The sequence below is a fragment of the Rhizobium sp. G21 genome (assembly GCF_014158035.1).
Classification (GTDB): Bacteria; Pseudomonadota; Alphaproteobacteria; order Rhizobiales; family Rhizobiaceae; genus Rhizobium_E.
Genome location: NZ_JACFXW010000001.1, coordinates 2,277,084 through 2,298,843, shown reverse-complemented (window position 1 = coordinate 2,298,843; position 21,760 = coordinate 2,277,084). Strand labels below are relative to the sequence as shown.

Genomic DNA, 21,760 nt, shown 5'->3' with positions numbered 1-21,760 from the left:
GAGCGAGCAGGTCAGGGGATGACGGGCGTGAGCCAGGCGTAGCCGATATGGTATCGGTCTCCGGCGCGGCCGAAGATATAGGCCGTCGACGTCTGCTGCGGCAGAAAGGGCAGCGGGGCCAGCACGGGCTGGCTCGCGCGCCATGCCGCCAGCTCTTTCGGCAGCGCCGGTTCGGCCTTGCCCCTGTTGCGCCACACCATCAGCACCGGTCCGGTCGGCGCGGCGACCTCGCTTGCGGCAAAGGCGGTGAAGCCGGGCATGACCACAGGCGCGCCCCTGATGTTGAAGCGCAGATTGCCGGCGAGCTGTTGGTCGTTGGTCACGATCAGCGCCGGCCGTTGAGCTGACGTTGCGAGGATCTCTGCGCTCGCCGCCGCATAGGGCACGTTGAGTTTCTCATAGGCGCCGAGAGCGCCGAGGATCGGGATGCGCAGCCCGAGCGCAGTCGGTATCAGCGCCATGAGGACGAGCCCGATCACAACCATCCGGCGTGCGCCTGCCCGATCCAGGAGGGCGCTTTTGTCCAGCTTGAGCGCGAGATAGAGCGGCAGCAGGAAGAGCAGGGGCGTCAGCCAGCGATCCTTTATATTTTCCGCGCCGGCGAACAGCACCAGCGCTGCAATCAACAGCAGGAAGGCGACGAACAATTTTTCAAAGAAGCGCGCCCAGCCTGATAACGCGGGGATCGCCCGCCACAGGCTCTTCCTGAAAGCCGCAAAGAACAGAAGCAGCGTGACGGCGCTGAAGCCAATCACGGCGCCGATCAGCGACGCCAGGCCCTCGGCCACCTGGCTCAACCAGGGTTCTCCGGCCTCCGCCATCATCTTGCCCATGGTGCGCTCGGTGGCGAGGCCGAGATTGTCCTTGAGCCAGAGGGCATGCGGCGCGACAATCAAGAGCGCGATGCCGATGGTGAGCAGGAGTCTCGCATCCAGCACCCGGCGGCGCATGTCCCTGTCCGTCAGCATGACCAGCACGGTCGCCACGGGCATCAGCGTGAAATTATATTTGGACAGCGCCCCGCAGCCGATCGCCACGCCGGTCAGCGCATAGCCGATCCAGTCGGGCTTTTCGACCGTCCGTGTGAGCGCATAGATAAATAGGCTCGAGGAAAACAGCACCGCGACCGTATGGGTCAGATCGCGCTGCGCCTCGAAGCCGATCTGCGGAATGGTGAGAAGGCCGAGAGTGGCGACGACAACCAGGATCGGGTTCGCGATGAGCCGCCGGGCTGTCAGCGCATAGAAGAGATAGGTGAGGAACAGCAACGTGTTCTTGGTCAGCGTCAACGCCAACACGGACGGCCTGATCAGGGCGAAGACGCCATATTGTAGCCAGTTATACAGCGGCGGCTGGCTGTCATAGCCCGCCGCCAGCCATTGGCTGAAGAACATCTGCTGCGCCTCATCGAGTTCCAGCGAAGCCGGAAGCATCAGCCGTACGGCGGCATTGACGAGAAAATAGCCCGCGATCAGCAGGACCAGATGGCTGAAACGGCGCTCCAGCCAGCCGAGCATCAGGCTTTGTCCGCGCCGAAGATCTCGCGCACGGCGTAATGCTGCGTCCCGGTGTTGGAGCGCGCCATGAATTCCGCGAGAATGCCGGTGGTGATCGCCTGCACCGAGCCCATGAACAGCATGACGGCGACAAGCAGCAGCGGCCGCGTGCCGATATCTTCGCCGAGCGCGAATTTTACGAAGGCGAGATAGGCGAAGATCAGGAAGCTCAATCCGCCGAAGGCGAGCCCGATCGAGCCGAAGAAATGACCGGGCCGGGCGCGGAAGCGCATGAAGAACAGCACGGCGAGCAGATCGAGGATCACGCGGAAGGTGCGGGAAATGCCGTATTTGGACTGGCCGAACTGGCGGGCGTGATGATTGACCACGACTTCGCCGATGCGCGAATGCGGCGCCACGCTCGCCACCCAGGCCGGAATGAAGCGATGCATGCCGCCAATGATGCGGACCTGCTTGACGATCTTGGAACGATAGATCTTCAGCGAGCAGCCATAATCATGGATTTTCACGCCGGTGATCTTGCCGATCAGATAATTGGCGCACCAGGAGGGGATCTTGCGCAGCACGAGGCCATCCTGACGGCTCTTGCGCCAGCCCGACAGCAGGTCGAGATCGCGCGCTTCCAGCATGTCGATCATCATGGGAATGTCGACGGGGTCGTTCTGCAAATCGCCGTCCAGCGTGGCGATCAGCCGTCCGCGCGAAGCGTCGATGCCGGCCTGCAGCGCCGAAGCCTGGCCGAAATTGCGCTGCAATTCGACGATCCTGAGCGTCAGGCCGTCGCGGCCCAGCGCCTTGCGGGCGTTCGCGAGCGTGCCGTCCGTGCTGCCGTCATCGACGAGGATCAGTTCCCAGGGCGCGGTGAAATCCTTGAGGCCGAACAGAACGCGATCGATCATCGGCGCGATATTGTCTTCCTCATTGTAAACGGGGATGACGACCGACAGCTCGATCTCGGGCTGCGCCTCGATCGGTGTTTGAGTGGCTGCGGCATTGAGCACGATGGAACGCTCCGATTGGGTCTGGCTTTGCTGGCGCCTCTGTTATATCAGCGGCCCGGAGGGCGCAACCGCCCCAATTCGATGGATTGCGCATGGCGGACGAAGCCAGACGAGGGACGGGATGGTCCAGACACGGCGTTGCCCTCATCGCCGGCGCCTGCGTGCTGGCCTACGCCGTCTTCATTGAGGTCTATTTCGGCTGGCGCGCCGTGCTCGCCAACTGGGCCGACATCGGCGCGCCGACCATCATCGCCTCTATTCTCGCGCTGGTCGCCACCCAGTTCATCCGCACCCATCGGATGGCGAGCTATTTTCCCGATCTGCCCAGCGGCTCCTTCCTCCATCTCTACCGCCTCACCCAGATCCACAATCTCCTCAATATCATGCTGCCTTTCCGAAGCGGCGAGGTTTCCTTTCCGGTGTTGATGCGCGCCGAGTTCGGCTTACCGGTCATGCGCGGCGCCTCTGCGCTGGTTGTTCTCCGACTGCTCGATCTGCATGCCCTGACGCTTGCCGCGGGGCTGGCGATGGTGGCCAAATCAGACTTCAGCGCTCTCGCCTGGGTCCTCTGGTCCCTGTTCCTGCTTCTGCCGCTCCTGGTCTTTCCGGTCAGCCGTCGCCTGATCGGCTGGGTGCAGACCCGCGCGCCCTCCAGACTGTCGGATAAACTCGCTCAGGTGGCGGACGGACTGCCCGCGCATCTGCCCGCCTTCCTGCTCGCCTGGGCGCTGACGGTTCTCAATTGGCTGATCAAGGTCGCGGCGCTGGGCCTGTCGCTGTCGATGATGGGCGTCGCCCCCTCGCGGCGGCATTCGGCGGCGCGGTCGGCGGCGAACTCTCGTCCGTCCTGCCGTTCCACGCCCCCGCCGGCGTCGGCACCTATCCTGCGGGCATCGCGGCGGGCGCGGTGGCTTTCGGCGCGGCCAGATCGGGTCCTGCCTTTTCCGACCTCCTGCAGGCGGCGGTCAACGGCCATCTGCTGATTGTCGTCTCGGCCTTGGCGGCGACCGCTCTGGCCTTGCCGCTCTCCTCCCGCAAAAAGCCCGTTCAGCGCTGAAAAAGATTCCGTTTCCAGCCAGTTGCGCTTTTGTCAGACTGGCTGTATAAGCCGCCCGTCCGAACGGTCCGGCAGGGCATGCCGTGGCCGTTCTTTATGCTTGAAACAGGCCTCATCAGCCGGTTTCACAAAAACCAGAACAATGGAGTAGCAAAATGCCCAAGATGAAGACGAAGTCTGCCGCTAAAAAGCGGTTCAAGATCACCGCGACCGGCAAGGTCAAAGCCGCCGCCGCCGGCAAGCGCCACGGCATGATCAAGCGTTCCAACAAGTTCATTCGCGACGCCCGCGGCACCATGGTTCTGGCTGAACCCGATGGCCGCAAGGTGATCAAGAACTACCTGCCGAATGGTCTCTGAGACTAAGAAGCCGCGAAAAAGAACACTAAGGAGATCATGACATGGCACGTGTAAAGAGAGGCGTCACCGCCCACGCCAAGCACAAGAAGGTTCTGAAGGCCGCCAAGGGCTTTTACGGCCGTCGCAAGAACACCATCCGCGCCGCCAAGGCTGCCGTCGATCGTTCGATGCAGTATGCGACGCGCGACCGTAAGGTCAAGAAGCGCAATTTCCGCGCTCTGTGGATCCAGCGCATCAACGCCGCTGTTCGCGAGCATGGCCTGACCTATGGCCGCTTCATTGATGGCCTCAACAAGGCTGGCATCGAAGTCGACCGCAAGGTCCTGTCCAACATGGCGATCACCCAGGCTGAAGCCTTCGGCGCGCTCGTCGAAGCCTCCAAGAAGGCTCTCGGCTACCTGAAGGGACGCAGGCACCACCAACGAGTTTGAAAGCGTCGTCCGTTAAGGTCAGCGCTTCCCAAGACTGTGGAATTATGGGAAACCCGCGCTGGCACGGCTGGCGCGGGTTTTTTCTGTCCGCCTGATATCATCCGCAAATCTTACGAGCGACACATGTCCGATCTCGATCAGTTGAAGACCACCATTCTCGAGGAAATCGCCGGCGCGGCGGACGAAGCGGCGATTGAGGCCGTTCGCGTCAATGCGCTCGGCAAGAAAGGCTCGATCTCCGAACTCCTGAAGACGCTGGGCGCGATGAGCGCCGAAGAGCGCCAGACGCGCGGCGCGGCGATCAACCTCATCAAATCAGAGGTGACCAACGCGATCGCCGAGCGCAAGACGCTGTTGCGCGATCAGGCAATTAATGAGCGCCTCGCCCGCGAAACGGTGGACGTGACGCTGCCGGTGCGCTCGTCTCCGGCCGAACGCGGCCGCATCCATCCGATCACCCAGATCATCGACGAGATCACCGCGATCTTCGGCGATATGGGCTTCTCGATCGCCGAAGGTCCGGATATCGAAACCGACTATTACAATTTCACCGCGCTGAATTTCCCGGTAGGCCATCCGGCCCGCGAAATGCACGACACTTTCTTCCTGCCGCCTGACGCAAACGGCGAGCGCAAGGTGCTGCGCACGCACACCTCGCCGGTGCAGGTGCGCACGATGGAAAGCCAGAAGCCGCCGATCCGCATCATAATTCCCGGCAAGACCTATCGCCAGGATTCCGACGCCACCCATTCGCCGATGTTCCACCAGGTCGAAGGCCTGGTGATCGACAAGATGGCCAATGTCGCCAATATGCGTTGGGTGCTCGAGGAGTTCTGCAAGGCCTTCTTCGAAGTGCCCTCGGTGAACATGCGCTTCCGCCCGTCCTTCTTCCCCTTCACCGAACCCTCGGTCGAAGTCGACATCCAGTGCGATCGCTCCGGCGACGTGGTGAAGTTCGGCGAAGGCAATGACTGGATGGAAATCCTCGGCTGCGGCATGGTGCATCCCAATGTGCTGCGCGCCGGCGGCCTCGATCCCGACGAATATCAGGGCTTTGCTTGGGGCATGGGGCTCGATCGCATCGCGATGCTGAAATACGGCATGCCGGACCTGCGCGACTTCTTCAACGCCGATGTCAGATGGATGAACCATTACGGCTTCCGCCCGCTCGACCTGCCGACTTTGTTCGGCGGTTTGAGCGTGTGATGCGCGGACTGTGACTTCATGCAATGCCTCGTTCCGAGTATGATCGCTGATAGCACGAATGCTCGGAACGGGCGCCGATGAGGAGAGAGATCTTTGGATGCCGACATTGTTGGTCTGGCATGGATATAAGTTCAGGTTCTACGCTCTGGATCAGGGCGAACCTCCACATGTCCATGTCGTCAAGGATGGGCGGTCGCTCAAGGTCTGGCTCAACGACCTGACAGTCGCACGGAACATTGGATACAACGAACGGGATGTCGACAGAGTGCTAGCCATCGTCGCCGAAAACAGAAGCGAATGGATCGAGGCCTGGAATGAGTTCTTTGGAATTTGAAACAGACGCGATGCGTCCGGTCAAAGCCTGGTGTGACAGCGGCGCGGTTCATGTGACCCTCGCGGACGGCCGCACCATTTCTGCGCCGCTCTGGTGGTATCCGTTCCTGACTGGCTTGGATCAGCAGGCGTTGGATGACATCGAGCTCATGTATGAGGGCATCTGGTGGACCAAGGCCGATGAAGGCATTTCGGTGAAGAGCATGTTTATGGGCGAGAAAGCCCGCGGCGCCACAGCGCCCGAAAAGGCCGCCTGAGCAGAGGCTGGCCACACGATTGATTTGAATGGCTGGCTCGTTGCGGGGCATGGCATAGGAAACTGAGAAAAGACCATGAAATTCACACTCTCCTGGCTCAAGGATCACCTTGACACCGACGCCTCGCTCGACGCCATCTGCGAGCGCTTGACGCTGATTGGCCTCGAAGTCGAAAGCGTCGACGACAAGGCCTCCTTCAAGCCCTTCGTGATCGCCAAGATCCTCACCGCCGAGAAGCATCCGCAGGCCGACAAGCTCAAGGTCCTCTCCGTCGACACCGGCGCGGGCAAGCCCGTGCAGGTGGTCTGCGGCGCGCCCAATGCCCGCGCCGGCCTGGTCGGCGCTTTCGCCGCGCCGGGAACCTATGTGCCCGGCATCGATGTGACGCTGTCGGTCGGCAATATCCGCGGCGTCGAAAGCCATGGCATGATGTGCTCGGAAAAGGAGTTGGAGATTTCCGACGACCATAACGGCATCATCGACCTGCCCGAGGACGCCCCTGTCGGCGCCTCTTTCGCGAGTTATTACGGCATTGACGATCCGGTCATCGAGATCAATCTGACGCCCAACCGTCCCGATTGCACGAGCATTTACGGCATTGCCCGCGATCTCGCCGCGTCGGGTCTCGGAACGCTCAAGGCTCCGAAGACGCCAAAGCTTCCTATTTCGGGCGACACGCCTGTGAATGTCACGCTGGCTTTCGATGGCGAAGACAAGGCGCTCTGCCCCGGCTTCGCGCTGCGCCTTGTGCGCGGCGTCAAGAATGGCCCGAGCCCGGCGTGGATGCAGAAGCGTCTGCGCGCCATCGGCCTGCGCCCCATCAATGCGCTGGTCGACGTCACCAATTACCTGACCTTCGATCAGGGCCGGCCGCTGCACGTCTTCGACGCCGCCAAGGTCAAGGGCGACCTGACCGTGCGCCGCGCCACAGATGGTGAAAAGGTGCTCGCGCTCGACGGCAAGGAATACACGCTCTCGCCGGCCAACGTCGTCATCTCCGACGACAACGGCGTGGAGTCGATCGGCGGGATCATGGGCGGCGAGCTTTCGGGCTGCGACGAGAACACCACCGACGTGCTGATCGAATCGGCGCTGTGGAGCCCGCTCAATATCGCCCGCACCGGTCGTTCGCTCGGCATCATCACCGATGCCCGCTACCGGTTCGAGCGCGGCGTCGATCCCGAATATATGGTTCCCGGTCTTGATCGCGCCACCGAACTGGTGCTGGAGCTTTGCGGCGGCGAAGCTGCAGAGGCCCGCATCGTCGGGTACGAAGGTTATGAGCCGCGTCGGATCTCCTTCCCGCTCAGCGAAGTCAAGCGCCTGACCGGCATCGAGGTCAGCCGCACGGAGAGCCTCGCCATCCTCGACCGCCTCGGTTTCGGCGTCGACGGCGAGGGCGAAGCCGTCACCGTGTCCGTTCCCTCCTGGCGTCCCGACGTCGACGGCAAGGCGGACCTCGTCGAAGAGGTCATGCGCATGCATGGCATCAACGAGGTCAAGCCGCAGCCGCTGCCGCGCCTTACCGAGGTCAACACGCGCATCCTCACCACGCTGCAGATCCGCACGCGTCTCGCCAAGCGGGCGCTTGCCAGCCGCGGCATGCTGGAAGCCGTTACCTGGTCGTTCATCCCGGCCGACCAGGCAGCGCTTTTCGGCGGCGGCTCGCTGGCGCTGAAGCTCGAAAACCCGATCGCCGCCGACATGTCCGACATGCGCCCGTCGCTGCTGCCCGGTCTGCTCACTGCCGCCCAGCGCAATGCCGACAAGGGCTATGGCGATGTCGCCGTGTTCGAAGTCTCCGGCGCCTATGAGGACGACACACCCTCAGGCCAGCGCCGCATGGCAGCCGGCATTCGTCGCGGCACGGCGACCCTGAATGGCGCCGGCCGTCTCTGGTCCAACAAAGACAAGGGCGGCGGCAAGCCCGTCGACGTGTTCGACGCCAAGGCCGATGCGCTGGCGGTGCTCGAAGCCTGCGGCTTCCCGACCGCCAATATGCAGATCGAACAGGGCGGTCCCGCCTGGTTCCATCCCGGCCGTTCCGGCACGATCAAGATGGGTCCGAAACTGGTCATCGGCCATTTCGGCGAGTTCCATCCCAAGACGCTGGAAGCCATGGATGTCACGGGCGCGCTGTGCGGCTTCGAACTGTCGCTCGACAAGCTGCCGGAACCGAAGAAGAAGGCCACCCGCACCAAGCCGGTGCTGGGCCTGTCGCCCTTCCAGGCGGTCAAGCGCGATTATGCCTTCGTGGTCGACAAGACGGTGGATGCCGCCTCCATTCTGAAGGCCGCCCAGAGCGCCGATCGCAAGCTGATCACCGGCGTCTCGGTGTTCGACGTGTTCGAAGGCGCGTCGCTGGGCGACGGCAAGAAGTCCATCGCCATCGAAGTGTCGATCCAGCCGGTCGACAAGACGCTGACGGACGAGGATTTCGACGCGCTGTCGCAGCGCATCGTCGCCAATGTCGAGAAGAACACCGGCGGCAGCCTGCGCGGCTGAACATCCTTATTGAATAACGACGGGGCCGGTCCTGATCAGGACCGGCCCCGTTTCTGTTTTAAACTGAAAATAGCGGCAGGTCTCAGCGACCGGCCATCTTCGCCATCGCCTCGCTGTAGCGCGCGCCGGCGACCTTGCCGGGCGACACGATCGATGCGAGCGTCGCGAGATCATCCTGGGTCAGCGTGATCGCGGCGGCGGCGACATTACTTTCGAGATTGGCGATCTTGGTGGTGCCGGGGATCGGCACGATGAAATCGCCCTGCGCCAGCACCCAGGCGAGCGCCAATTGACCTGCCGTCACGCCCTTCTCCTTAGCCATTGTTTCCAGCGCCTCCACAAGCGCGAGATTGGCGTCGAAATTCGCCTGGTCGAATCGCGGCAGGCCGCGCCGGAAATCATTGGCGCCGAGCTTGGAGAGATCCTTCAAAGCGCCGGTCAGCATGCCCCGGCCGAGCGGCGAAAAGGGCACGAAGCCGATGCCGAGCTCGCGGCAGGCGTCGAACACGCCATTGGTCTCCGGGTCTCGCGTCCACAGCGAATATTCGCTCTGGATGGCGGCGATGGGATGCACGGCATGGGCGCGCCGAAGCGTAGCAGCGCTGGCTTCCGAAAGGCCCAACGCCTTCACCTTGCCCTCCTTCACGAGATCCGCCATGGCGCCGACGGTGTCTTCGATCGGAACATCGGGGTCGACGCGATGCTGGTAGAACAGGTCGATGACCTCGACGCCGAGCCGCTCGAGCGACGCTTCCGCCACCGCGCGCAGATGTTCCGGCCGGCTGTCGAGCCCCGAGGGTCTGTCAGCTTTGGCCTCGTCGCCGATGGTGAAGCCGAACTTCGTGGCGATCGCCACTTTGTCGCGGTGCCGGCGAAGGCCCTGTCCGACCAGGACCTCATTGGTGAAAGGGCCGTAGACTTCGGCCGTGTCGAAAAAGGTGACGCCGAGCTCGACGGCGCGGTCGAACAGAGCCTGGGCGGCCTTGTCATCGACATTGGAGCCATAGGCGTGGCTCATGCCCATACAGCCGAGGCCGAGGGCGGAAACGGTAAGGCCTGAGCCGAGCGAACGGGTTTTCATGGATGTCTCCACAATGGAATGAAACTGACAACAGCATAGTATCTCACCAACATGGCGGCGATAAGCTGTGCAATTCATGTCGGCTTGTTCTATCATTTCGAACAATGAATCGGATCCAGTTGTCACAACTCGCTGTTCTCGCCGCCGTCGCCGAAGGCGGCGGCTTTCGCCGCGCCGCCCGCGAACTCGGCGTGGCGCCTTCCGCCGTCAGTCATGCGGTGTCGGCGCTCGAGGAAAGCCTCGGCGTCCGGCTTCTCGCCCGCACCACCCGCAGCGTCGCGCCGACCGAAGAGGGACGGCGCCTGCTGGAATCGCTGAAACCCGCGCTCGGCGAAATCGGCGCGGCGCTCGATGCGCTGGCCGATAGCCGCGATCGCCCCGCCGGTCCCCTGCGCATCACCATGCCGCGCCTTGCCTGCGAACATCTGGTCGCGCCGCGCCTCGGCGACTTCATCGCGCTTTACCCGGAGATCGAGCTGGAAATTGTCGCGCGCGATCAGTTCGAGGACATCGTCGCCCAGGGTTTCGATGCTGGTCTGCGGCTCGGAGAGCATCTCGAAGCCGATATGATTGCTGTCAGGGCAAAGCCCGCGCTCTGGCGCGCTTCGGTGGTCGCCGCGCCCTCCTATTTCGAGGATCGGCCGCTGCCCGGGCATCCGCGCGATCTGCTCGATCATCGCTGCATCCGCCGCCGCTTTTCGAGCGGCTCGATCTATCGCTGGGAGTTCGAAAAGGACGGCAAGGCGCTGGCTGCCGATATATCGGGTCCGCTGATCCTGCCCGAGGATCGGCTCATTCTGGTCGCCTGCCTTGCCGGCGCGGGCCTCGCTCAACTGTTCGATGCGCGTGTGGACGACTATGTCACGGAGGGCCGCCTCATCCGGGTGCTGGAGGACTGGTGTCCGCCTTTCGACGGTTTCTATATCTATTATCCCAGCCGCCGGCAGATGCGTCCGGCGCTCCGGGCCTTCGTCGATTTTTTCAAGTTTCAGTAGCGAGCGACGAGAGGTTTGCGTGCGCCGCGGATCGGCGGCAGGCCCGGCTCCACCCAATTGCGAGGCGGATGGGCGAGTGCCGCTGGCGCGGCTGGGGCTTCGAGATCGTTGAGCCATAGCCAGGCCAGCATGCAGAACCAGGCGTCCTCGAGCGCGCCGTGCTGCTTGCCGCGGGCGGACAGCCCCATATGCTCCAGAACCTTGTCGAGTCCGCCCGGCCGCTGATGCTTGCGCTTGTAAGCCTTGAGCGTGCAGTCGAAGCGTGATGCGGGCAGCTCATACCCCGCCATGCGAAATTCCGTTCTCAGGAAACGCTCGTCGAAGGCGGCATTGTGGGCGAGCACTGCATCCGCCTCGGTGAAGGCGGGCAGAATCTCTTCGGCATGGACGACGAAACGCGGCTGGCTCGTCAGCACCCAGTCCTGATAGCCATGCACGGCGGCGGCAAAGGGATTGCTCGGCCGGCCGGGATTGAAGATCAGATGGCTGAGTTGAACCGCGTCGCGCCCGTCCTTGAGCGCGTCGAGATCGAGCGTCACCATGCCGAGCGTGATCACCCGGTCGTCATAGGTCAGACCCGTGGTTTCCGTGTCGACGAACAGCAGCCGGCTCATGCGCCGATCCGCATGCGGTAGCGCACATGGCCATCGGTCTTGACATAAGAGTCATAGAGCTTGCGGGCGGTGGCGTTGCCTTCGTCTGTATGCCAGTAGAGCCGCGCCCAGCCCTTGTCCTTGCAGATGCCGATCAGGTCGTCGATCAGCGCCCGTCCAACGCCACGACCCCGGAAGCGGGCATCGAGATAGAGATCTTCGAGATAGCAGTCCTCGTCCTGAACCCAGGTCGAAGGGTGATGCAGGTGGATCGCGAAGCCGGCCGCCTCGCCATCGACGAAGGCCAGACGCATCGACACGGGCGAGCCCGGATCGAGAATGCGCCGCCAGGTGCTGTCGGTCACATCAGGGGCGAGATCGACGTTATAGAAAGCGAGATAACCCGCCCAGAGCTGTCTCCAGGCGGCTTCGTCTGTTGCGGTGGCGGTGCGGATCGTCGGCTCGGTCATATCGGGTCCCTTTTGGGACCGGTCTAATCCCGGGGCCGTCGATCCGCAAGCGGCTCAATCAGCAAAGATCGATCGAGGTTCCAACCATGCCGAGATGCAGCAGAGCGCCGCTCCAGGGATGGGCGTCGCAGACCGCTTCATCGAGCTCTACGCCGAGACCTGGTTCGCTGGAGGGGATGACATAGCCCTCCTCGACCACGATCTTCTTCTTGAGCAGCGTCTCGTGGAAGCCGTCGAAGGTCTTGATCGCTTCGAGGATCAGGAAATTCGGCAGCGTCAGTGCGAGCTGAATATTGGCGGCCGCGACGATCGGGCCGCAATAGCAATGCGGAGCCACCTGAATATGATAGGCCTCGGCCATCGCCGCGATCTTCTTGGTTTCGAGAATGCCGCCGGAGCGGCCGAGATTGGGCTGCAGGATGGAGGCGGCCCGGTGTTCGATCACGCGGGCGAATTCCCATTTCGTCGTCAGCCGTTCGCCGGTCGCCACGGGAATAGAGGTGCCGCGCGCCACCTGCGCCATGACTTCAGGCATGTCAGGCGGCACCGGCTCCTCGAACCACAGCGGGTCATATTTTTCGAGAGCCCGGGCCATGCGCAGCGCGCCCGAGGCCGTGAACTGGCCATGCGTGCCGAACAGGATGTCGGCTTTCACGCCAACCGCTTCGCGCACGGCTTTCACCATGCGTTCGGACAGGTCGATGTCGACAAGCCGCGGCTGGTGACCGTCATAGATCGTATAGGGGCCGGCGGGATCGAATTTCAGCGCCGTGAAGCCTTCCTTCACATATTCCAGCGCGGTGGCGGCGGCGATATCCGGATCGTTATAGACATTCTTGCCCTCGATCTCGGCCGGCACGACCGAGCCGGATTTCGGGTAGAGATAGGTATAGGTGCGGATGCGTTCATGCACCCGGCCGCCCAGCAGCTTGTGCACCGGCTTGCCGGCTTCCTTGCCGATAATGTCCCAGCAGGCCATTTCCAGCGCCGAGACGCAGCCCATCATGCTGAGATCGGGCCGCTGCGAGAAGCCGGAGGAATAGGCGTTGCGGAAGAAGGTCTCGATATCATGCGGATCGCGGCCGACGAGATAGCGGGCGGCGACATCCTCGATCAGCTTCGCCGTCAGATGCGGATCGAAATTGGCGTTATAGGCCTCGCCATAGCCGACGACATTGCCGTCGGTGACGAGCTTGACGAAGATGAAATAGCGTCCGCCCGCGCCCGGCGGCGGATTGCCCACGACCCAAGTCTTGACGTCCGTAACTTTCATGGCGTTCCCTCACGGCTGTTCGCGCCTTTATAGACCAGTTTTGCGTCACGGGCCTGCGCAGGCGCGTCAGGATCGAGGCGGAAATGGAACCGGTCTGTGCATAAGACCGTCAGAGGCTTGAATGCGACGGCCGCTTGCGGCTTCCATCAGGGCAAAGGGAGTGGATGATGAACGACACCGGCATCAAGCTCGAAGACAGCTGGCGCGCCGCCTTGGCGGGAGAGTTTTCCAGCCCCTATATGGCCAGTCTCAAGGCCTTCCTGCAGGAGGAGAAGAGCGCGGGCAAGACCATCTTCCCCAAAGGCGCGGAGTATTTCCGCGCGCTGGATCTGACGCCGCTCGGCCAGGTGAAGGTGGTGATTCTGGGCCAGGACCCCTATCACGGCGATGGCCAGGCGCATGGCCTGTGCTTCTCCGTGCGTCCGGATGTCCGCATTCCGCCCTCTCTCGTCAATATCTACAAGGAAATGCAGAGCGATCTCGGCATTCCGCCGGCCCGCCACGGCTATCTGGAGCATTGGGCGCGCCAGGGTGTGCTGCTGTTGAATTCGGTGCTGACGGTCGAACGCTCGCTCGCCGCCTCGCATCAGGGCAAGGGCTGGGAGAAATTCACCGACGCCGTCATCGCCCAGGTCAACGAGCAGGAGACGCCCGTGGTCTTCATGCTCTGGGGCGCCTATGCCCAGCGCAAGGCGGCCTTTGTCGATCAGTCCCGGCATCTGGTGCTGAAGGCGCCGCATCCCTCGCCGCTGTCTGCCCATAACGGCTTTTTCGGCAGCAAGCATTTCTCCCGCGCCAACGCCTTTCTCGAAGAGAAGGGCCTGGGCGCAATCGACTGGCGGCTGCCGGAAAAACCGGAAACTACAGCGTGACGGAATAGCGGTAGAAGGCGTCGCGCTTGTTGTAGCTGTCATAGAGCTTCTGGGCCGTGACATTGTCCTCAGCCGTGATCCAGTAGACCGACACCCAGTCCTTCTCCTTGCCGAGCGCCACGAGATCGTCGAGCAGCGCCTTGCCGACGCCCAGGCCCCGCGCCTCCGGGCTCACGAACAGGTCTTCGAGATAGCAGGTCGGCCTGACATCCCAGGTGGTCAGATGCGTATGGTGATGGGCAAAGCCAAGCACGACGCCGTCCTTCACCGCCAGCCGGGCGGTCAGCAGGTTCATCGGATCGAGAATCCGCGCCCAGGTCGCCTGCGTCACCTCGTCCGTCAGGCTGGTCTTGTAGAAGGTCAGATAACCCTGCCAGAGCGGCACCCAGCCGTCAAAATCCTCAGCCGTCGCATTGCGGATTTCGAGCGCCATCTCAGAACTGCTCCTTCAGCCGGGCGAGCAGTTCGGACAGCAGCCTGTCCGTCGCCTCGGCGGAACCCGTTTCGACATAGATGCGCATCTCCGGCGCATTGCCGGACTGGCGAAAATGGACGGTGTCGCCATTCTCGAACGCCATCCGGACGCCGTCCAGCGTCGAGACCTCCGTGGGAGCCGCGATGCGGGCGTCGAAGCCCGCACGGAAGTCCGCCGAAGTCTCCACGGATGTCAGGAACGCCTTGCCCTTGTCGGGCGCGACCTCCTTCACCCGGTCCGCCTTCATGAAGCGCGGCGGCAGCGTCGCGGCCAGCGCCGACAGGTTTCGGCCCTCGCTCTTGGCGAGCACCAAAGCTGCGACGGCCGGCAGGATCGCGTCGCGCGTCGGCAGCTTGCCAAGCACGCCGCCCTGAAGCGTCACGTCGTCGCCCAGAAGGAATCCGCCATTGGCCTCGAAGCCCACGACGGGATGGCTGGTCGCGTTGGCCATGCCGGCCACGACGAAAGGCGAGCCGATGCGGGTGCGGTCGACCGTCTCGAACCAGTTCGATTGCTCGACCGCGCTGGTCGAGGAGAGTGGCGTCACCACCGTCTTCGCCTTGATCAGCTTGGCGGTCAGCACGCCCAGCACGTCGCCATTGATCTGACGTCCCTCGTCGTCGATCACCAACGGCCGGTCGCCGTCGCCATCGGTGGAAATCACGCCGTCGAGGCCCTGTTCCGCGATGACTGCCCGCGCCCGCGCCACGTCCTCGGGATCGAGCGCCTCGGTGTCGACCGCGACGAAGCGATCCATGCGCCGGAAGGCGTGAACCTCAGCGCCCAATTGTTCGAGGATCGCCACCGTCAGATCGCGGCCGACGGCCGAATGCAGGTCCACGCCGATCTTGAGGCCGGTCAGCGCCCCGGCGCCGAAGGATGCTGCATAGCGCGTAATGTAGTCTTCAGCCACCGCCGCGCGAGCGCCGCGCCCGGCGTCACAGGCTCGACCGGGCGACCCTCGGCCATGATCGCTTCGGCGCGCATGCGCACCGGCGCCTCGTCCTCTTTCAGGAATTCGCCGTCGGGTCGGTAGAATTTGATGCCGTTATAGGCTTCGGGAATATGGCTGCCGGTGATCATGATCGCCGGGGCCCTCCGCGCCATGGCGTAGGCGGCGACAGCCGGGGTCGGCACATTGCCGGCCCAGACGGCGGTCCAGCCCATGGCCTTGATGGCGGCGAGGCACTGGCCGGCGATGCGCGGGCTCGATTCGCGCAGATCGGCGGCCACGTAGGCCGTCTTGTCGGACGTCGTCGCGTCCACATGTTCAAGGAAAGCCGAGATATAGGCGGTGCAGAGCTCGGGAGTAAAATCGACCGCAGGGCCCCTGAGCCCCGATGTTCCAAATGCCGCCGCCACGATGCGCTCCTCTGTTGAAACCTCTGGCTCCTGCTTATCGCAAATCCACGCCCAGTCAATTTGTCGCGCGCGGGGAAAGCGATTTGCGTCCAGGGCGGTTAAAAGACCGCGGAAAATCGTTGAAGTTCGCGCGACGCATTGCTATGACGTGGACGCGCCGATGCAAACCGGCGCTGTGGGGTCATAGCTCAGCTGGGAGAGCGCTACGTTCGCAATGTAGAGGTCGGGAGTTCGATCCTCCCTGGCTCCACCACTAAATTTCTGGACACTTCGCCAGTTTGCAATCTAAATTAGAAAAATTGAAGACAGCGCGGAACCTATGCTCGGGTGATGCGTTTCCCGTTATGGTCGCACTCTGGCGGCCCGTGTCCATGCGCAAGGAAGGGGAGACCGGATGATACGTCCGCCGCGCGCTGATGGTGTTTACAAGGATCGCGATCTCGATTGTCAGGAAGCGCTGGAAGTGCTGTTTCTCGATCTGGTGCGGGAGGCCGATACGGCCTTTCTCGATCTTCAGCCGATCAGAGCCCGCCTCATCGAAGCCGGCCTCGCAGCAGCAGATGGAGTCCGCAGGATCTCGATCCCGCGGTCTCGGAACTCGTGCGCTGTTATGCCATGAAAGTGCCCGCCATAAACGGATGATCAGCTCGGGCGCGCCAGGATATCCTGCTTCATCCGCTGGAGCTCGCTGACGATATTCTCCATCGGCGCAGGCTTTTCGATGCGGATGATATCCTTGAACCGGTCGGGCGCTTCGAGATCGGAATAGCCGGTGACGAAGATGAAGGGCACGCCGCGATCCGCCAGCGCTTCCGCGACCTGGAAGGAGGGGCCCTGGCCGAGATTGACGTCGACCACCGCGAAGGTCGGCGACACCGTATGCAGTATCCGCATCGCGTCCTGCTCGTTGGCGGCCGGACCGAACACGACAGCGCCCGCCGTGATCAGCGCGCGCTGCGTATCCACTGCGACGAAATAATTGTCCTCGACGACGAGGACGGCGCAGCCGTCCAAGGCAAGCGGTGTGGTCATGGCGATGTTCCCGAAAAACTCCCTCTGCTAAACTGCCGGGGAGCCTTCCTGTTCCATCATCCCATGGGAATTTATGTGTGTATCAGCGCGCGCGAGAACACGTAGTCGGTCTCTTGCCGCAACACCTCGCCCGGACGCAACACCGCGTTCGGGAAGCCGGCCTGGTTGATGGCGTCGGGCCAGATCTGCGTCTCCAGGCACATTCCGCCGAAAGGACCGTAGCGACGGCCTTCGAGGCCCGGGACCTGCACATCCATCTTGAAGCCGGCATAGACCTGAACGCCCGGCTCGGTGGTCAGCACATCCATGACGACGCCCGACACCTTGCTGGACAGGCGCGCCACGTGTCGCTTGTCGGTCCGCTCGGGAGACAGGCAGAAATTATGGTCCAGCAAGAGCTGGGCTCCATCCGCGTCATGCCGCACGACCGACGCCGTCTCGCGGAAATCGAACAGGGTTCCCGTCACGTCTCGCGGACCGCCGGCGGGAATCTGCTCGTCATCGGTCGGCAGATAGGCGTCGGCCCCGATCGTCAGCTCGTGCTCGGCGGTCGTCGGCAGGCCGTCGAGATTGAAATAGCTGTGCTGGCAGACATTGGCGATTGTGGCTTTGTCCGTCCGGCTCTCATAGAGGACATTGAGAACGCCGCCACCTGACAGCGTGTAGGTGCATGTGACGCTGCAATTGCCGGGATAACCTGCGCGCCCGTCCGGATCGACGATCGAGAGGCGCACGAAATCGTCGCCGGCCTCGTCGAGCGTCCAGTTGCTGACGGCGAGACTGTCGGAGCCGCCATGCAGGTGGGTGACGCCCCGCTCATTGCGTTCGAGCTGGTAATCGCGGCCATCGAGAGTGAAGCGACCCTTGGCGATGCGATTGGCGTTGCGGCCGGGCGTGGCGCCGAAAAACGGCGAATGCGTGAGGTAGGGCTCCATCGTCTCGAAGCCGAGCGCCAGCGGCGGTGCATGCCCGTCGAGCCGGAGATCCTGGATGACCGCGCCCCAGGTCAGCACCTTGGCCGTCAGGCCGCCGCCGGTGAGCGTGATGCGCTTTACCGTCGCGCCCTGCGCGTCGACGCCGAAATCTTCCACCTTGGCCATATGTCTCCCCTTACCCATTCCCGTGGGGCGGGAAATTGTATGATTTTATGAACCGGCGCAACAAAAAACGGCCGGCGGACGCCGACCGTTCGGAGATGCCCGAGACGCCGGCTCAGCGCGTCGGAACCGGAACCTCGCCGCGATAATCGTAGAAGCCGCGGCCTGACTTACGACCCAGCCAGCCGGCCTCGACATATTTCACCAGGAGCGGGCAGGGGCGGTATTTGCTGTCGGCCAGGCCGTCATGCAGAACCTGCATGATCGAGAGACATGTATCGAGGCCGATGAAATCGGCGAGCTGCAGCGGACCCATCGGATGGTTGGCGCCCAGCTTCATTGCGGTGTCGATGGCGTCCACCGAGCCGACGCCTTCATAGAGCGTGTAGATCGCCTCGTTGATCATCGGCAGCAGGATGCGATTGACGATGAAGGCCGGGAAATCCTCGGCGACGGTGATTTCCTTCTCGAGCGTGGTCACGAAGGCGCGGGCGGATTTGAACGTCGCCTCGTCCGTGGCGATGCCGCGCACCAGCTCCACCAGCTTCATCACCGGCACCGGGTTCATGAAATGAATGCCCATGAATTTTTCCGGCCGGTCCGACGCCGAGGCGAGGCGGGTGATCGACAGCGACGAGGTGTTGGTGGCGAGAATGGCGTCCGGCTTCAGAACCGGACAGACCGAGGAATAGATCTTGCGCTTGACGGCTTCGTCTTCCGTCGCCGCCTCGATGACGATATCGGCCGAGGCCAGATCGTTGAGGTCGGCGGAGCCGGAAATGCGAGAAAGCGCCGCCTTGCGCTGCTCCTCGCTCATCTTGCCATTGGCCACCTGGCGCGCCAGATTGCCGTTGATGGTGGCCAGGCCCGCCTCGATGCGGTCGGGCGACAGGTCGTAGATCTGCACCTGGTAGCCGGAAGCTGCCGACACCTGCGCGATGCCGCAGCCCATCTGGCCAGCCCCGATGACGCCTACAGACTTGATTTCACTGCCCATTGTCCTGTCCGTTTCCGCTTTTTATGAAGTCTTGTCTATCCCTGGGACACGCGGCCCTCAAACATCATAATGGCCGGCGCTGCTTTCGCAAGCCCGGCCATTTTGATACTTCCCTTATGCTCCCCGCGCCAGCGTTTTTTGCAGGTGCGAAGAAGCGGGTCGCGGCGATCAGAGCGCCTTTTCGAGTTCCGGCAGGATCTCGAAGATGTCGCCGACCAAGCCATAGTCGGCAACCTGGAAGATCGGCGCTTCCTCGTCCTTGTTGATCGCGACGATGATCTTGGAGTCCTTCATGCCGGCGAGATGCTGGATGGCGCCGGAAATGCCGCAGGCGATGTAGAGCTGCGGAGCCACGACCTTGCCGGTCTGGCCGACCTGCCAGTCGTTCGGCGCGTAGCCGGCGTCCACGGCGGCGCGCGACGCGCCGACGGCCGCGCCGAGCTTGTCGGCCACGGGCAGGATGACTTCCCGGAACTTCTCGGCAGAACCGACGGCGCGGCCGCCCGACACGATGATCTTGGCCGAGGTGAGCTCCGGACGGTCCGACGACGACAGCGCGTCGGCGACGTGGCTGGAGATACCGGGATTGCCGGCGCCGGCCACCGCTTCGACCGCGGCGGAGCCGCCTTCGGAAGCTGCGGCGAAGCCCGCGGTGCGGACGGTGATCACTTTTTAGCGTCGGTGGACTGCACGGTCTGAATGGCGTTGCCGGCATAGATCGGGCGCTTGAACGTGTCTGCGGAAACCACTTCGATGATTTCCGACACCTGGGCGACGTCGAGAAGCGCGGCCACGCGCGGCGAGACGTTCTTGCCGGTCGCGGTGGCGGCCGACAGGATCACGTCATAGGCAGGAGCCAGCGACACGATCAGCGCGGCCAGCGGCTCGGCCAGCTGATGGGCGTAGTCGTCGCCGTCGGCGGTCAGCACCTTGGCGACGCCGGCCAGCTTGGCGGCCTGTTCGGCCACGGAGGAAACACCCTTGCCGGCGACCAGCACATGCACGTCGCCGCCGATCTGGGCGGCCGCGGTCAGCGCCTTGGCGGTCTGGTCGGAAAGGGTGGAATTGTCGTGATCGGCGAGAAGAAGGATTGCCATCTGTCTTGTCCCTTTCCTGGAATTAGAGAACGCCGGCTTCGGTCTTGAGCTTTTCGACCAGCTCGGCGACGGTCTTGACCTTGACGCCCGCCTTGCGGCCGCCCGGCTCTTCGGTCTTGACGACCTTCAGGCGCGGCGCGATGTCGACGCCGAAGTCGGCCGGGCTCTTCTTGTCGAGCGGCTTCTTCTTGGCCTTCATGATGTTGGGCAGCGAGGCGTAGCGCGGCTCGTTGAGGCGGAGATCCGAGGTCACCACGGCCGGCAGCTTGACATTGATGGTCTGCAGGCCGCCGTCGACTTCACGGGTGATGTCGGCGGAGCCGTCCTTGATTTCGACCTTGGAGGCGAAAGTCGCCTGCGGCCAGCCGAGCAGCGCCGACAGCATCTGGCCGGTCTGGTTGGAATCGTCGTCGATCGCCTGCTTGCCGACGATCACCAGACCCGGCTGTTCGGCTTCCGCCACGCCCTTGACGATCTTGGCGACGGCCAGCGGCTCGGTTTCCGCGTCGGTCTCGACGAGGATTGCGCGGTCCGCGCCCATGGCCAGCGCCGTGCGCAGGGTTTCCTCGGCCTTGGCCGGACCCACGGAGACGACGACGACTTCGCTCGCCTTGCCGGCTTCCTTGAGACGCAGCGCTTCCTCGACGGAGATTTCGTCGAAGGGATTCATCGACATCTTCACATTGGCGAGTTCGACGCCCGAACCATCGGCTTTCACCCGGATCTTGACGTTGTAATCGACCACGCGCTTGACGGTCACGAGGATTTTCATGGGTTCCCTTCCTATTCAGCTCTGCTGGCGAAAATGCGCCATCTTCGCTCGGTTCATTTGTCTATCGGCGTCAGTTTCCAGCACGATTCTGCCATTCGCGAGGCGGAAGAGGCTGGCGAGCCGTCCGAAACAGATGTCGCAATGGGAATATAGGCGGCCTGCAGGAGCGTCAACAGCGCGATCTCGGGACCAAATCGATTTTATCCGCGACCCCAGCGCGGCGCGTCGTCGCCCGGCGGCGTTTTTTCGTCAGTCGCGAGTTCCACGCCGGCGGGCTTGACGATCTGCCTGTCCAAAAGCGGTGTTTCCCGCCGCTTGAGCAAAGGCGTCAGCACGATGCCGGCGATGATGCCGCCGACATGGGCCGCCCAGGACACCGATCCGTCGGCATCGACCAGAAGCATGTAGAATTGCTGGCCGATCCAGAAGATCAGCGGAATGAAGGCCGGCAGCGGCAGCGGAAAACGCCAGAGAATCAGCACCCAGACCCGGACGCGCGGATGCAGGAAGAAATAGGACGCGACGACGCCCGAGATCGCCCCGGAGGCGCCGATCAGCGGCCCGTCGGATTGCGGCAGCACCATGCCGTGCAGCCAGGCGCCGGCGGCGGCGCACAGCAGATAGAAGAGGATGAAGCGCACATGCCCCATGGCGTCCTCGACATTGTCGCCGAACACCCAGAGAAACAGCATATTGCTGGCCAGATGCATGAAGGAGCCATGCAGGAAGGCATAGGTTATGTAGGTCGCGCCCTCGGGCGCGATCTTGAGGTCTGCGTCGAGCACCGCATAGTCATGGATGAGAGCCGGGATGAAGCCGAGGCCGAGCGAAGCCTCCGCCGCAAAATCCTCGGTCGCCAGAAATCCGGTCGCGAGCCACATGATGGTGTTGAGCGCGATCAGGGCAAGCGTCACATATTGCAGGCGGATATGTTTGAGCGCATTGACGTCATAGATGGGAACGAACATGCGCCTGATC

22 protein-coding genes, 1 tRNA gene and 3 pseudogenes are annotated in these 21,760 nt (G+C 63.1%); 11 read left to right on the top strand and 15 right to left on the bottom strand.

Translation table 11 applies throughout. The features are described from left to right. Window positions 1-11: 11 nt before the first annotated feature. Window positions 12-1,517 (bottom strand): glycosyltransferase family 39 protein, encoded by a 1,506-nt coding sequence (locus H2O14_RS11720; protein ID WP_182827793.1) that lies wholly within the window; start codon window positions 1,515-1,517, stop codon window positions 12-14. Next, window positions 1,517-2,518, bottom strand: a complete 1,002-nt coding sequence (locus H2O14_RS11715) for a glycosyltransferase family 2 protein (protein ID WP_312858594.1) — start codon at window positions 2,516-2,518, stop codon at window positions 1,517-1,519. Before H2O14_RS11715 ends, H2O14_RS11720 begins: the two co-directional genes overlap by 1 nt. Before the next feature lie 92 nt (window positions 2,519-2,610). On the opposite strand from H2O14_RS11715, the pseudogene H2O14_RS11710 reads away from it, so the two are divergent. The 7 genes and pseudogenes from H2O14_RS11710 (at window position 2,611) to pheT (ending at window position 8,666) form a co-directional block, all read left to right on the top strand. Then, a pseudogene (locus tag H2O14_RS11710) lies at window positions 2,611-3,575 on the top strand (lysylphosphatidylglycerol synthase domain-containing protein). A gap of 155 nt (window positions 3,576-3,730) precedes the next feature. Beyond that, entirely contained in the window at window positions 3,731-3,934 is a 204-nt protein-coding gene (gene rpmI, locus H2O14_RS11705; RefSeq protein WP_137155306.1) for a 50S ribosomal protein L35, read from the top strand. A 41-nt stretch (window positions 3,935-3,975) separates the two neighbouring features. Beyond that, window positions 3,976-4,381: pseudogene (gene rplT / locus H2O14_RS11700) on the top strand (50S ribosomal protein L20). A gap of 107 nt (window positions 4,382-4,488) precedes the next feature. After that, complete coding sequence (gene pheS / locus H2O14_RS11695; RefSeq protein ID WP_182827791.1) at window positions 4,489-5,571, top strand: phenylalanine--tRNA ligase subunit alpha; 1,083 nt, start codon at window positions 4,489-4,491, stop codon at window positions 5,569-5,571. 58 nt (window positions 5,572-5,629) lie between these two features. Beyond that, on the top strand, window positions 5,630-5,905 hold the full coding sequence (locus H2O14_RS11690) for a DUF4160 domain-containing protein (protein ID WP_246697369.1): 276 nt from the start codon (window positions 5,630-5,632) through the stop codon (window positions 5,903-5,905). Next, window positions 5,886-6,161 (top strand): DUF2442 domain-containing protein, encoded by a 276-nt coding sequence (locus H2O14_RS11685; RefSeq protein ID WP_246697368.1) that lies wholly within the window; start codon window positions 5,886-5,888, stop codon window positions 6,159-6,161. Before H2O14_RS11690 ends, H2O14_RS11685 begins: the two co-directional genes overlap by 20 nt. 75 nt (window positions 6,162-6,236) lie before the next feature. After that, on the top strand, window positions 6,237-8,666 hold the full coding sequence (gene pheT, locus H2O14_RS11680) for a phenylalanine--tRNA ligase subunit beta (protein WP_182827790.1): 2,430 nt from the start codon (window positions 6,237-6,239) through the stop codon (window positions 8,664-8,666). 82 nt (window positions 8,667-8,748) lie between these two features. Here the strand turns inward: pheT and H2O14_RS11675 are convergent, their stop codons facing one another. Beyond that, a complete protein-coding gene (locus H2O14_RS11675; protein ID WP_182827789.1) occupies window positions 8,749-9,747 on the bottom strand; it encodes an aldo/keto reductase in 999 nt (332 codons plus the stop codon). Window positions 9,748-9,851: 104 nt separating this feature from the next. Here H2O14_RS11675 and H2O14_RS11670 point away from each other — a divergent pair, with 104 nt between their 5' ends. Continuing rightward, a complete protein-coding gene (locus H2O14_RS11670; protein ID WP_182827788.1) occupies window positions 9,852-10,742 on the top strand; it encodes a LysR family transcriptional regulator in 891 nt (296 codons plus the stop codon). Here H2O14_RS11670 and H2O14_RS11665 read toward each other — a convergent pair. From H2O14_RS11665 to H2O14_RS11655, 3 genes are read right to left on the bottom strand one after another with little or no spacing between them, the layout of a single operon-like run. Further along, a complete protein-coding gene (locus H2O14_RS11665; RefSeq protein WP_182827787.1) occupies window positions 10,736-11,356 on the bottom strand; it encodes a 3'-5' exonuclease in 621 nt (206 codons plus the stop codon). The genes H2O14_RS11670 and H2O14_RS11665 overlap by 7 nt on opposite strands. After that, a complete protein-coding gene (locus H2O14_RS11660) occupies window positions 11,353-11,805 on the bottom strand; it encodes a GNAT family N-acetyltransferase (RefSeq protein ID WP_182827786.1) in 453 nt (150 codons plus the stop codon). The genes H2O14_RS11665 and H2O14_RS11660 overlap by 4 nt, the downstream gene beginning before the upstream one ends. Window positions 11,806-11,863: 58 nt before the next feature. Then, entirely contained in the window at window positions 11,864-13,078 is a 1,215-nt protein-coding gene (locus H2O14_RS11655) for a mandelate racemase/muconate lactonizing enzyme family protein (protein ID WP_182827785.1), read from the bottom strand. Between the two features lie 167 nt (window positions 13,079-13,245). Between H2O14_RS11655 and ung the strand changes: the two genes are divergently transcribed. Continuing rightward, complete coding sequence (gene ung, locus H2O14_RS11650; RefSeq protein WP_182827784.1) at window positions 13,246-13,950, top strand: uracil-DNA glycosylase; 705 nt, start codon at window positions 13,246-13,248, stop codon at window positions 13,948-13,950. Here ung and H2O14_RS11645 read toward each other — a convergent pair. From H2O14_RS11645 to H2O14_RS27380, 3 genes are read right to left on the bottom strand one after another with little or no spacing between them, the layout of a single operon-like run. Further along, window positions 13,940-14,383 (bottom strand): GNAT family N-acetyltransferase, encoded by a 444-nt coding sequence (locus H2O14_RS11645; RefSeq protein WP_182827783.1) that lies wholly within the window; start codon window positions 14,381-14,383, stop codon window positions 13,940-13,942. The two genes, ung and H2O14_RS11645, sit on opposite strands and share 11 nt — an antisense overlap. A 1-nt stretch (window position 14,384) precedes the next feature. Continuing rightward, window positions 14,385-15,338 carry a hypothetical protein gene (locus H2O14_RS27385; protein ID WP_312858593.1) on the bottom strand — a complete coding sequence of 318 codons (954 nt, stop codon included), beginning with the start codon at window positions 15,336-15,338 and terminating at the stop codon, window positions 14,385-14,387. Next, complete coding sequence (locus H2O14_RS27380; RefSeq protein WP_312858592.1) at window positions 15,284-15,787, bottom strand: hypothetical protein; 504 nt, start codon at window positions 15,785-15,787, stop codon at window positions 15,284-15,286. The genes H2O14_RS27385 and H2O14_RS27380 overlap by 55 nt, the downstream gene beginning before the upstream one ends. A gap of 177 nt (window positions 15,788-15,964) precedes the next feature. On the opposite strand from H2O14_RS27380, the gene H2O14_RS11635 reads away from it, so the two are divergent. Together H2O14_RS11635 and H2O14_RS11630 are read left to right on the top strand one after the other, a co-directional pair. Continuing rightward, window positions 15,965-16,040: transfer RNA gene (locus H2O14_RS11635), tRNA-Ala, on the top strand. A 141-nt stretch (window positions 16,041-16,181) separates the two neighbouring features. Next, a complete protein-coding gene (locus H2O14_RS11630) occupies window positions 16,182-16,406 on the top strand; it encodes a hypothetical protein (RefSeq protein WP_182827782.1) in 225 nt (74 codons plus the stop codon). 23 nt (window positions 16,407-16,429) lie between these two features. Here H2O14_RS11630 and H2O14_RS11625 read toward each other — a convergent pair whose 3' ends face one another. From H2O14_RS11625 to H2O14_RS11600, 6 genes and pseudogenes are all read right to left on the bottom strand, one after another. After that, window positions 16,430-16,819, bottom strand: a complete 390-nt coding sequence (locus H2O14_RS11625; RefSeq protein ID WP_182827781.1) for a hypothetical protein — start codon at window positions 16,817-16,819, stop codon at window positions 16,430-16,432. 71 nt (window positions 16,820-16,890) lie between these two features. Next, window positions 16,891-17,919, bottom strand: a complete 1,029-nt coding sequence (locus H2O14_RS11620; RefSeq protein WP_182827780.1) for an aldose epimerase family protein — start codon at window positions 17,917-17,919, stop codon at window positions 16,891-16,893. 112 nt (window positions 17,920-18,031) lie between these two features. Continuing rightward, on the bottom strand, window positions 18,032-18,913 hold the full coding sequence (locus H2O14_RS11615; RefSeq protein ID WP_182827779.1) for a 3-hydroxybutyryl-CoA dehydrogenase: 882 nt from the start codon (window positions 18,911-18,913) through the stop codon (window positions 18,032-18,034). Window positions 18,914-19,081: 168 nt separating this feature from the next. Further along, a pseudogene (locus tag H2O14_RS11610) lies at window positions 19,082-20,010 on the bottom strand (electron transfer flavoprotein subunit alpha/FixB family protein). A gap of 22 nt (window positions 20,011-20,032) precedes the next feature. Continuing rightward, window positions 20,033-20,782, bottom strand: a complete 750-nt coding sequence (locus H2O14_RS11605; RefSeq protein ID WP_182827778.1) for an electron transfer flavoprotein subunit beta/FixA family protein — start codon at window positions 20,780-20,782, stop codon at window positions 20,033-20,035. Window positions 20,783-20,982: 200 nt separating this feature from the next. Next, window positions 20,983-21,750 carry a rhomboid family intramembrane serine protease gene (locus H2O14_RS11600; RefSeq protein WP_182827777.1) on the bottom strand — a complete coding sequence of 256 codons (768 nt, stop codon included), beginning with the start codon at window positions 21,748-21,750 and terminating at the stop codon, window positions 20,983-20,985. Between the last annotated feature and the right edge of the window lie 10 nt (window positions 21,751-21,760).